Source organism: Asticcacaulis sp. (assembly GCF_020217185.1).
Taxonomy (GTDB): domain Bacteria; phylum Pseudomonadota; class Alphaproteobacteria; order Caulobacterales; family Caulobacteraceae; genus Asticcacaulis.
Window position 1 is genome coordinate 1 of the sequence record NZ_JAIWNX010000079.1, and the last position, 10,000, is coordinate 10,000.

Genomic DNA, 10,000 nt, shown 5'->3' on the forward strand with positions numbered 1-10,000 from the left:
GATGCACACGGGGCGCGGCCTGTTTGAACAGGCCCCTATCGGCCCCTTCTGGGACAAGGTGCCCAACAAGTTCGCCAAGTGGAAGGCCGAAGACTATCAGGACGCCGGTTTCCGCTCGGTGCCGGGCGCTATCGTCCGCCACGGTGCCTTTGTGGGCAAGAATGTCGTGCTGATGCCGTCGTTCGTGAACATCGGCGCCTATGTCGGCGAAGGCACTATGGTCGATACCTGGGCCACGGTCGGCTCCTGCGCCCAGATCGGCAAGCATGTGCACCTGTCGGGCGGCGTCGGTATCGGCGGCGTGCTTGAGCCGCTTCAGGCCAACCCGACCATTATCGAAGACAACTGCTTCATCGGCGCGCGCTCCGAAGTGGTCGAAGGCGTCATCGTGCGCGAAGGCTCGGTGCTGGGCATGGGCGTCTATCTGGGGCAATCGACGCGCATCGTCGATCGCGCCACCGGCGAAGTCTTCTACGGCGAAGTGCCGCCCTATTCGGTCGTCGTGGCCGGTTCCATGCCGTCGGCCAATGACAAAAACCCGAACGCCCCGCACCTCTACTGCGCCGTCATCGTCAAGCGCGTCGATGCCCAGACGCGGAGCAAAACCGGGATCAACGAACTCCTGCGCGACTAATTCGGTTGACGCCCCTCCCAAGGCCCACCACAGTGCCGGGCAAAAATAGAGGGATGAGACGGATGAGACTGCGCGGATGGGCTGCGGCCCTGTGTCTGATGGTGTGGGCAAGCCCGCTGGCGCAGGCCGCAGAGCCGGTCACCACAGCCGCCCCGGCCGACAAGCCGCGCGTCTTCGTCCTGACCGATATCGAGAACGAACCGGATGACGCGGAGTCTCTGGTGCGGTTCCTGACCTATGCCAATCAGTGGGATATCGAGGGGCTGGTCGCGACCACCTCCATCCATATGCGCCACCACACGGCCCCGGAGCGCATCCGCCAGATTGTGCGCGCCTATGGGCAGGTGCAGCCCAACCTCAACCGCCACGAACCGGGCTATCCGTCCGCCGAACACCTCCTGTCTGTGGTCAGCGAAGGTCCGCAAGCCTATGGCATGACAGCCGTAGGCGACGGCCTGACCTCGTCGGGGGCTGAGTACCTTATCCGGGCGGTGGATCGCCGCGATGAGCGTCCGCTGTGGGTGCTGGTCTGGGGTGGCCCCAACACGCTGGCTCAGGCCCTGCATAAGGTGCGCGCCACGCGGAGCAAGGCCGAACTGAAGCGGTTTGTGGCCAAGCTGCGCGTCTATACCATTTCCGATCAGGACGATTCCGGCCCGTGGCTGCGTCAGACCTTTCCGGACCTTTTCTATATCGCCAGCCCCGGTATGCACGACGGCGGCGCCTATCACCACGCCACCTGGTCGGGCATCAGTGGAGACCGTTTCCACGGGCGTTTTGTCGGTGCGGATTTCAGTCTGGTCGATGTGCCGTGGCTGCAAACCCACATTATGAGCAAGGGGCCTCTGGGGGCCGAATACCCGAAACCCATCTATCTGATGGAAGGCGATACCCCCAGCTTCCTGTACCTGATCAATAACGGTCTGGGCGCGCCCGAACACCCCGACTGGGGCAGTTGGGGTGGGCGTTATGAGTTCTACACCCCACCGCCCGCGCGCTGGCACCTGATCCCGGAAACGCGGTCTTTGTGGACCGATGCCGAGGACGAGGTGCTGGGGGTCGATGGCAACTGGCACACGAGCAATCACGCCACCATCTGGCGCTGGCGTCAGGCCTATCAGAACGACTTTGCCGCGCGCATGGACTGGACGATCAAGCCCTATGCCGAGGCCAATCACCCGCCGGTGCCCAAACTGTCGCATCCGGATCGTTTAACGGCGCGGCTGGGCGACACACTGGCGCTCAGCGCCGAAGGCTCCACAGACCCCGATAAGGACGCACTGAGCTTTGAGTGGTTTGTCTATGGTGAAGCCGGCGGCTTTACGACCTCAAACGGGCGCAATGGCCGCATGGTGACCATCGCCAATGCCGACCAGCCCAAAATCAACCTGACCCTCCCGAAAAACAGCGTCTTCCGCACCGGCACCCTGCACGTCATCGTGGCCGTCACGGACAAAGGCACCCCGGCCCTGACGCGCTACAAGCGGGTGATCATCGACGTGAAGCGGTAGGGGCACATGACGGGCGCTACGCCTTGTCCGCCACTCCGTCCAGATAGCGCTTGGTCTGATCCAGCGCATTGTCAGCCAGTGCCGCGCGGCGGCGTTTGAGATCAACCGCACCGGCGTCATAATCCGCCATCAGGGCGCGCACGAAATCGCCCGACTGCACGTCTTTCAGCACCGCGTCCATCGCGGCTTTTGAGGCTTCGCCGATAATGCGCGGGCCGGTCAGATAGGCTCCGTATTCGGCGGTGTTGGAAATCTTCTCAAAACCGCCGGACATGCCGCGCTCCCACAGCAAATCGACCACCAGCTTCAGCTCGTAGCAGGTTTCAAACCACGCCACTTCGCGCGGATAGCCCGCCGCCACCAGCGTCTCGAACGCCGTGGTGACCAGTTCGCGCGTACCGCCGCACAGGACCACCTGCTCACCGAACAGGTCGCTTTCGCATTCGGCCTTCATGGTGGTCTCCAGTATCCCCTTGCGCCCGCAACCGAGCGCCGCCGCAAACGACAGGCCGATGGCCTTGGCGTGACCCGTGGCGTCCTGCTGCACGGCAAACAGGCAGAAGACCCCCTCGCCCGCCTCATAGATGTCGCGGATGCGCGGCCCGATCCCCTTGGGCGAGACCAGCAGCACATCGACATCGGCCGGCGGCGTAACCAGCCCGAAATTGACCGACAGCCCATGCGCAAAGATCAGCGCCTGACCGGCCCGCAGGTGCGGCCGCACCTGATCGCGGAACAGGGCCTGATGCGCCTCGTCCGAGGTCAGGACGACGATCACCTCGGCCCATGGCACACCCTCCTCGACCGTCACCACCGCAAACCCATCGGCGGCGGCCTTGTCGCGGGTGGCCGATCCGGGTTTCAGGGCCACGCGGATGTCCGATACGCCGGAATCGCGGGCATTCAGCGCCTGCGTGCGGCCTTGCGAACCATAGCCGATGACCAGCAGGCGCTTGCCGCGGATCACAGCCAGGTCGCAGTCGCGATCATAATAGACGGGCAGAGTCATGACGGGCTATACTCCGGAATGAGAATCGTCCCCTCCCTATAGAGCAGCGTCCCATGTCCCGACACCCTGAATATCAGTATCTCGATCTGGTGCGCGACATCATGGCCAATGGCGTGACGCGCATGGACCGCACGGGCACGGGGACCAGGGGCGTGTTCGGCCGTCAGATACGCTTCGACCTGTCGCAGGGCTTTCCGCTGCTCACCACCAAGAAGGTGCACTTCAAATCGGTGGCGGTCGAGCTTCTGTGGTTTCTGCGCGGCGATACCAATATCAAATACCTCAAGGATCACGGCGTCAGCATCTGGGACGAATGGGCCGACGAAAACGGCGACCTCGGCCCCGTCTATGGCAAGCAGTGGCGCTCATGGGCGGCCCCGGACGGACGGGTGATCGATCAGATGCGCCAACTGATCGAAAACCTCAAAACCAATCCCCATTCGCGTCGTCACGTCATTTCGGCGTGGAACCCTTCCGAAGTCGAGGACATGGCCCTGCCGCCGTGTCATTGCCTGTTCCAGTTCTTCGTGGCGGACGGCAGGCTGTCGTGTCAGCTTTATCAGCGTTCGGCGGATGTGTTTCTGGGCGTGCCGTTCAACATCGCCTCCTACGCGCTCCTCACGCATATGGTGGCGCAGGCCGTGGGTCTTGAGGTGGGTGATTTCGTGCACAGCTTCGGCGACGTGCACCTCTATCTGAACCACTTTGAGCAGGCGCACACCCAGTTGTCGCGCGATCCGATGCCCTTCCCGACGCTGAAACTGGCCCCCAAGACCGACCTGTTCGGCTTCGACTATGCCGATATCGAACTGATCGGTTACCAATCGCACGGGGCGTTGAAGGCGCCGGTGGCGGTGTAATCTCCTCCCCTGCGTAGCGGGGGAGGTGGCACGGCGCTTGCGTAGCAAGGTCCGCGACGGAAGGGGCATAACCCTCTCGTTTTTGCCCCCTCCGTCTCGACGCGCTTCGCTTGCTCGACACCTCCCCCGCTACGCAGGGGAGGAGGAAAAACAGAATGCCCAAACCCAGACTCGCCCTTATCGTCGCCATGAGCGAAAACCGCGTCATCGGGCGCGACAACGCCTTGCCCTGGCATCTGAAATCCGACCTGAAGATGTTCAAGGCCATTACCCAGTTCAAACCCATCATCATGGGCTCGAACACCTGGGACTCTCTGCCGCGCAAGCCCTTGCCGGGGCGGCTGAACCTCGTCTGTTCGCGTGATCTGAAGTTCGAGGCCGAGGGCGGCATCGTCTGCAATTCGCTGTTTGAAGCGCTCGATATCGCGCGTGAACACGCCGCTGACGACGGGGCCGATGAGGTGGTGGTGATCGGCGGGGCCAATATCTACGAACAAACCCTGCCCAAGGCCGACCGTCTCTATGTGACCGAGGTGCACACGACGCTGGAAGGCGACGCGCACTTTCCGCAGATCGACCCGGCACAATGGACCGAGGTGAAGTCGCAATTCTGCCCCAGGGCCGAGGGCGACGATTACGACTTCACGCTGAAGGTCTATGAGCGAAAACGCTGAGGCCGGAGCAACCTACACCAGCGAGGCCAATGCCGAGCGGTCGAACGCCTTGACGTCCTCAAGCTGACCGGCGCGCACCTTGTTGAGCCACTGCGGATCGGCCAGAAGCGCACGACCGACGGCCACCAGATCAAACTCCCCGCGCTCCAGACGGCGCAGCAGTTCATCAATCCCCTGCGGATTGGCCTGCGCCCCGCCGAAGAAGTTGATGAAGTCTTCGGCCAGACCAACGCTGCCCACCGTGATCACCGGGGCCCCGGTCAGCTTCTTGACCCAGCCGGCGAAGTTGAGGTCCGAGCCTTCGAATTCCGGTTCCCAGAAGCGGCGTTGCGAGGCGTGGATGATATCCACCCCGGCATCGAGCAGCGGCCGCACCCAGTCTTCCAACTCCTGCGGCGTGTGGGTGACCTTGGCGTCATAGACCCCGCCCTTGAACTGCGAAATGCGGATAATCAGCGGGTAGTCGGCCCCGACCTCGGCGCGCACGGCCTTGATGATTTCGGCGGCAAATCTGGTGCGCGCACCGATCGTATCGCCGCCCCACTGATCGCCGCGCTTATTGGTGCGGTCCCAGAAAAATTCGTCGATCAGATAGCCGTGCGCCCCGTGCAGTTCCACCGCATCGAAGCCCAGCTTCTTGGCGTCACCGGCGGCGCGCGCAAAGGCGGCGATGGTGTCGGCGACATCGGCGTCGCTCATCGGTTCCCACTTTTGCGAGCCGTCAAGCGCGATACCCGACGGGCTCTGCTTCGGCTGAGGGTCATACTCACCGCGCGACGCCGCCGCCCCGGTGTGCCAGATTTGCGGTGCGATCAGTCCGCCATTGGCGTGCACCGCTTCGACCACCTTGCCCCAGGCCGGCAGCGCCTCGCCGAAAAAGTTGGGGATACCGGCCTCGTTCTTGGAAGCCGGGCGCTCGATCACCGTGCCCTCGGTCAGAAGCAGCCCGACCCCGCCCTCGGCGCGCCGCTGATAGTAGGTGGCCACGTCAGCGGTCGGGATACCGCCCGGCGAAAACTCGCGCGTCATGGGGGCCATGACCACGCGGTTTTTCAGCTTCAGCGATTTCAGTTCATAGGGCGAAAACAGGGTGTCGAGCGACATATGGGGGCTCCGCTTAAAAAGTAACCGCACCGGATATGGTTACGTCTTTAACCGGTGCAAGCGCTGACCGTCCGAAAATAAACGTTTGCACACCGCAAAAGCTGGGTTAGCGTTACGTTAAATATGTCAACCTTATGGCGGGACAGGCCATGACAGGAACCGACGCATCCGTCGCTCAGCCGGTGAGCGCTTCCGGCCAACGGCTGGCGACCATCGACATACTGCGCGGTCTGATCATCGTGATCATGGTGCTCGACCATGTGCGCGACTACACCCACATCAGCGGCTTCAAGATCAACCCGCTCGATTTTCAGCAGACCCATACGGTCCTGTATCTGACGCGCTGGGTGACGCACCTGTGCGCCCCGACCTTCATCTTTCTGGCCGGCGTATCGGCTTGGCTTCAGAATGTGCGCGGCAAGAGCGGCGCGGCCCTGTCGGGCTTTCTGCTGACGCGGGGCCTGTGGCTGATCGTCCTTGAAGTCACGGTGGTCGGCTTCGGCTGGTCCTTCGCCCTGCCCATGCCGCTGTTTCTGGCCATATTGTGGGCGATCGGCTGGTCGATGATCGCACTTTCGGCGCTGGTCTGGCTGCCGCGTCGCGCCGTGCTGGCCATCGGGATAGCGATTATCACGCTGCACAATCTGCTCGGCGGCATCAATGCCGATCAGTTGGGTCCGTTCAGCGGGCTGTGGCATTTCCTGTTTCAGGTCAACATCTTCAAATTCGCCGGTTTCGACATCCTGCTGTTCTATCCGGTGCTGCCGTGGATAGGCGTCATTGCCTTCGGCTATGGCATGGGGGAGGTCTTTCTTAAGCCCGACCGCAATCGCATTCTGACCCTGTGCGGACTTGGGCTGTGCATTGGCTTTGTCCTGCTGCGGCTCAGCAATCTGTATGGCGACCCGCGCCCATGGGCCGTGCAGACTTTGCCCGCGCACACCCTGATGGACTTTTTCAATGTGGCGAAATACCCGCCATCCCTGCTCTACACAGCCGCGACTCTGGGGATCGTCTTCCTGCTGACGCCGGGGCTGGATCGCCTGCCCGCAAGCGTCGCGTCGGTCCTGCGCACCTTTGGCTCGGTGCCTATGATGGCGTATCTGGGCCACCTCTACATCATGCACCTTGTGTCTATGGCCGCTCACCTGATCGCGGGTCAAAGCCTAGCGACGCAGTTCAACCCGCTGGCCATCGCCTTTTTCAACCCGGCCGCCGCCCCCGATGACAGCTTTCTGCCCCTGTGGGTGACCTATCTGTGCTGGGTGATCACACTGTGCCTGCTCTACCCGCTGTGCCGCTACTGGTCGGCGCTGAAACAGCGTCGCAAGGACTGGTGGCTGTCCTACCTCTGAGCTGCGGCGGACATGGTATCTATTCCGGCCACAGCCGTGAGGTATGCAAGACGCGCCAGATGGTGAGGCTGTGACCTTCCACGCTGTAGATCAGCAGATAAGGCAGGCCGTTCAGCACCCATTCGCGTGTCTTCGGAGCACGCCCCGGTCTGCCGCTGTCCGGAAAATCCGCCAGATGTTCCGCCGCCGCCTCTATGGCCTCATCGACCCTCGCGGCCGCCGTTACATTGTCATCGGCAATAAACTGAAACGTTTGGATACGGTCATCGAGGGCCGATGCCGACCACTGAATGATCATTGGCCCTTCGCATCGCGGCCCGCCAGAACCTGGGCCTTGATATCCGCCATGCGGGCGTGGGCGTCCGCATGGGAAACAGGCGGCCGGGGGTCGTGCATAGCCTCGCGGACCTTGTCGCGAAGCCAGACGTCATAGCTTTGCGGATCGACCGTCAGCCCGGCGGGTAAGGCCCCCTCATTGGCAATGCGCGTCAACAGAATACGCACGGCGTCAGAAACCGTCAGCCCCATCTGGCTGAGCACAGCCCCGGCCCGTTCCTTGATCGCGCCGTCAATGCGCGCCTGCACCACTTCACTTGCCGCCATTGCACACCTGCCTCTCAAAGGCAGTGTACTTCACTTGAACGACAAACGCCAGCCATCAGGAACGTGAGGCCAGATCACCCCACAACGCCCTGGCCATCCCCGCAAACCGTTCCGCCATCGGACCGTCACGCAGCGGCGTGGCGCGGTCGGCCGCCTGACGTAAGGCCGGATCGAGCGGCACTTCGCCCAGAAACGGTCGCTCCAGCGCCAGCGCCATCTTTTGCGCGCCGCCGCGGCCGAAAATCTCGATCGGCGTACCGTCGGCGCCGACGAAATAGGCCATATTCTCGATGATGCCCAGCACCGGTATCTGCGTCTTGTCGAACAGGGTCACGGCCCGGCGCGCGTCGATCAGCGCCATGTCCTGCGGCGTCGAGACCACCACCGCTCCGTCGATCAGCGTCTTTTGCGTCAGGGTCAGTTGCACATCGCCCGTCCCCGGCGGCAGATCGACGATCAGCACGTCGAGGGGGTCTTGCGCCGTGCCCCATTGCGTCTGGGTCAGCAACTGCGTCAGGGCCTGTGACGCCATCGGTCCGCGCCAGATCATCGCCTGATCGGCATCGACCAGAAAGCCGACCGAATTGACCTTCAGGCCAAAGGCGACCGGCGGGAGCATCTTCTTGTCAGCGCTGAACGACGGCGGGGTATTGAGCCCCAGCATGACCGGACCCGACGGGCCGTAAATATCGGCATCCAGCCAGCCGACATTCAGCCCCAGCGCCTTCAGCCCCAGCGCCAGATTGAGCGAGACGGTGGACTTGCCCACCCCGCCCTTGCCGGAACCGACCACAACAACGTACCTGACATGATCCGGACGGGTCGTGGCGACCGGGGCCTTCGGCTTGCCCTGATCGGCGGCCTGCGGCGACAGTTTGGCCTGCGGACCGGGACGCGGCGTGTGCGGTTCGGCCACTTCGGCGGTCAGAACGACCTGTGCCTTTTCGATGCCGGGCAGGGCCGCCAGCACGGCTTCAGCGGCCTCGCGCACCGGTGTATAGCGTTCGACCTGCGCCGCCGGCACCTCCAGCATGAAGCCCGCGCGCGTGCCCGATACGGTCAGGCCGCGCACCAGCCCGGCCGTGGCCAGCCCCTGCCCGCTCACCGGGTCGATGACCGTATTGAGCGCGTCGAGTACCTGCTGTTTGTCGAGATCGGGCATATTTGTCTTTCCGCTGGGTCTTCAGGGCCGTATAGGCGGAAATAGGAACGACACAACCCCTTTTGCAGACCCTGCCGATGCCAGACCCTCACATTCTGTTGCTGGGTGGCCCGACCGCTTCGGGCAAGACGGCGCGCGCGCTGGATTGGGCGGCAAAGACCGGCGGGGTGATCCTCAATGCCGATTCGATGCAACTCTATGCCGATGTGCCGTTACTGACGGCGCGCCCGGATGCGGCGGAGAACGCACAGGCACGGCACAAACTGTACGGCTTTCTGCCCCCGGATCAGCAGTGGTCCACCGGCGACTGGCTGCGCGCCGCCCTGCCCTTTATTACCGCCGCACAGACAGGCGAAACGCCCCTGTGCATTGTCGGCGGCACCGGGCTCTATTTCCTCACCCTGGTGCGCGGACTGGCCGAAATCCCTGAGATAGAGCCTGAGGTGCGTGAGCGTGCCCGCGCCGCCTACGACACGCAGGGCGAGGCCTTTGTGCGCGACACGCTGCGCCACCTCGACCCGGTCACGGAGGCGCGTCTGGCCCCGCATGATCGCCAGCGCCTGTGCCGCGCGCTGGAAGTGGTATGGCAGACGGGACGCGCCTTGAGCGACTGGCAGACCGATACCCACCCCATCCTGCCGCCGGGCAGCTATCGCTTCGATATACTCAAACCCGACCGCGACGGGCTCTATGCCCGCTGCGACCAGCGCTTTGACCAGATGATCGCGCACGGCGCGCTGGACGAGGTGCGCGCCCTTATGGACAAGGGCTTACAAGCCGACTGGCCCATTCTGCGCGTGCTGGGCCTGCCGGAGCTGTGGGCGCATCTGAAGGGCGAAATGACGCTCGATGAGGCCCGCACTCTGGCTAAACAGAAGACCCGCAACTACGCCAAGCGCCAGACGACCTTTTTCGGCAATCAGTTCGCTTGAACGCGCCTGTGTTGACAGGCGTCCAGATCATGATGATTTCTGGTAGAACCATTATGATCCACCTTTTGCTTAGTCCCTCGCCGGGTGCGGGCTTCGCCACCTTGGCCGCCGCCTCAATGGCGGCTTGAGCGGAATGATTCCATCAGAAATCATTCC

11 protein-coding genes are annotated in these 10,000 nt (G+C 63.2%); 6 read left to right on the plus strand and 5 right to left on the minus strand.

The features are described from left to right. The coding region (locus tag LDL37_RS03820) for a 2,3,4,5-tetrahydropyridine-2,6-dicarboxylate N-succinyltransferase (protein WP_290794588.1) at positions 1-634 on the plus strand (634 nt) is incomplete at its 5' end. A gap of 62 nt (positions 635-696) precedes the next feature. Next, a complete protein-coding gene (locus tag LDL37_RS03825; RefSeq protein ID WP_290794591.1) occupies positions 697-2,145 on the plus strand; it encodes a nucleoside hydrolase-like domain-containing protein in 1,449 nt (482 codons plus the stop codon). 16 nt (positions 2,146-2,161) lie between these two features. Here the strand turns inward: LDL37_RS03825 and ilvC are convergent, their stop codons facing one another. Further along, entirely contained in the window at positions 2,162-3,154 is a 993-nt protein-coding gene (gene ilvC, locus LDL37_RS03830; RefSeq protein ID WP_290794594.1) for a ketol-acid reductoisomerase, read from the minus strand. Positions 3,155-3,207: 53 nt separating this feature from the next. On the opposite strand from ilvC, the gene LDL37_RS03835 reads away from it, so the two are divergent. Further along, complete coding sequence (locus LDL37_RS03835) at positions 3,208-4,014, plus strand: thymidylate synthase (RefSeq protein ID WP_290794597.1); 807 nt, start codon at positions 3,208-3,210, stop codon at positions 4,012-4,014. Positions 4,015-4,169: 155 nt separating this feature from the next. Then, positions 4,170-4,688 (plus strand): dihydrofolate reductase, encoded by a 519-nt coding sequence (locus LDL37_RS03840; protein ID WP_290794600.1) that lies wholly within the window; start codon positions 4,170-4,172, stop codon positions 4,686-4,688. A 12-nt stretch (positions 4,689-4,700) separates the two neighbouring features. On the opposite strand, the gene LDL37_RS03845 is transcribed toward LDL37_RS03840, so the two are convergent. Then, positions 4,701-5,792, minus strand: coding sequence for an NADH:flavin oxidoreductase (locus LDL37_RS03845; RefSeq protein ID WP_290794603.1), 1,092 nt, complete (start codon positions 5,790-5,792; stop codon positions 4,701-4,703). Positions 5,793-5,941: 149 nt separating this feature from the next. Between LDL37_RS03845 and LDL37_RS03850 the strand changes: the two genes are divergently transcribed. Then, on the plus strand, positions 5,942-7,147 hold the full coding sequence (locus LDL37_RS03850) for a heparan-alpha-glucosaminide N-acetyltransferase domain-containing protein (protein ID WP_290794606.1): 1,206 nt from the start codon (positions 5,942-5,944) through the stop codon (positions 7,145-7,147). Between the two features lie 19 nt (positions 7,148-7,166). On the opposite strand, the gene LDL37_RS03855 is transcribed toward LDL37_RS03850, so the two are convergent. From LDL37_RS03855 to LDL37_RS03865, 3 genes are read right to left on the minus strand one after another with little or no spacing between them, the layout of a single operon-like run. Continuing rightward, positions 7,167-7,445, minus strand: a complete 279-nt coding sequence (locus tag LDL37_RS03855; protein WP_290794609.1) for a type II toxin-antitoxin system RelE/ParE family toxin — start codon at positions 7,443-7,445, stop codon at positions 7,167-7,169. Continuing rightward, on the minus strand, positions 7,442-7,750 hold the full coding sequence (locus LDL37_RS03860; protein WP_290794612.1) for a type II toxin-antitoxin system RelB/DinJ family antitoxin: 309 nt from the start codon (positions 7,748-7,750) through the stop codon (positions 7,442-7,444). The genes LDL37_RS03855 and LDL37_RS03860 overlap by 4 nt, the downstream gene beginning before the upstream one ends. Positions 7,751-7,805: 55 nt before the next feature. Beyond that, positions 7,806-8,912 carry an Mrp/NBP35 family ATP-binding protein gene (locus LDL37_RS03865; protein ID WP_290794615.1) on the minus strand — a complete coding sequence of 369 codons (1,107 nt, stop codon included), beginning with the start codon at positions 8,910-8,912 and terminating at the stop codon, positions 7,806-7,808. Positions 8,913-8,989: 77 nt separating this feature from the next. On the opposite strand from LDL37_RS03865, the gene miaA reads away from it, so the two are divergent. After that, on the plus strand, positions 8,990-9,844 hold the full coding sequence (miaA, locus tag LDL37_RS03870) for a tRNA (adenosine(37)-N6)-dimethylallyltransferase MiaA (RefSeq protein WP_290794618.1): 855 nt from the start codon (positions 8,990-8,992) through the stop codon (positions 9,842-9,844). Positions 9,845-10,000 lie beyond the last annotated feature (156 nt).

Excerpts from the sequence above, each read along its gene's own strand:
- LDL37_RS03855 (WP_290794609.1), bottom strand. The coding sequence starts at position 7,445 with ATGATCATTCAGTGGTCGGCATCGGCCCTCGATGACCGTATCCAAACG.
- miaA (WP_290794618.1), top strand. The coding sequence starts at position 8,990 with ATGCCAGACCCTCACATTCTGTTGCTGGGTGGCCCGACCGCTTCGGGC.
- ilvC (WP_290794594.1), bottom strand. The coding sequence starts at position 3,154 with ATGACTCTGCCCGTCTATTATGATCGCGACTGCGACCTGGCTGTGATC.
- LDL37_RS03840 (WP_290794600.1), top strand. The coding sequence starts at position 4,170 with ATGCCCAAACCCAGACTCGCCCTTATCGTCGCCATGAGCGAAAACCGC.
- LDL37_RS03845 (WP_290794603.1), bottom strand. The coding sequence starts at position 5,792 with ATGTCGCTCGACACCCTGTTTTCGCCCTATGAACTGAAATCGCTGAAG.
- LDL37_RS03850 (WP_290794606.1), top strand. The coding sequence starts at position 5,942 with ATGACAGGAACCGACGCATCCGTCGCTCAGCCGGTGAGCGCTTCCGGC.
- LDL37_RS03835 (WP_290794597.1), top strand. The coding sequence starts at position 3,208 with ATGTCCCGACACCCTGAATATCAGTATCTCGATCTGGTGCGCGACATC.
- LDL37_RS03860 (WP_290794612.1), bottom strand. The coding sequence starts at position 7,750 with ATGGCGGCAAGTGAAGTGGTGCAGGCGCGCATTGACGGCGCGATCAAG.
- LDL37_RS03865 (WP_290794615.1), bottom strand. The coding sequence starts at position 8,912 with ATGCCCGATCTCGACAAACAGCAGGTACTCGACGCGCTCAATACGGTC.
- LDL37_RS03825 (WP_290794591.1), top strand. The coding sequence starts at position 697 with ATGAGACTGCGCGGATGGGCTGCGGCCCTGTGTCTGATGGTGTGGGCA.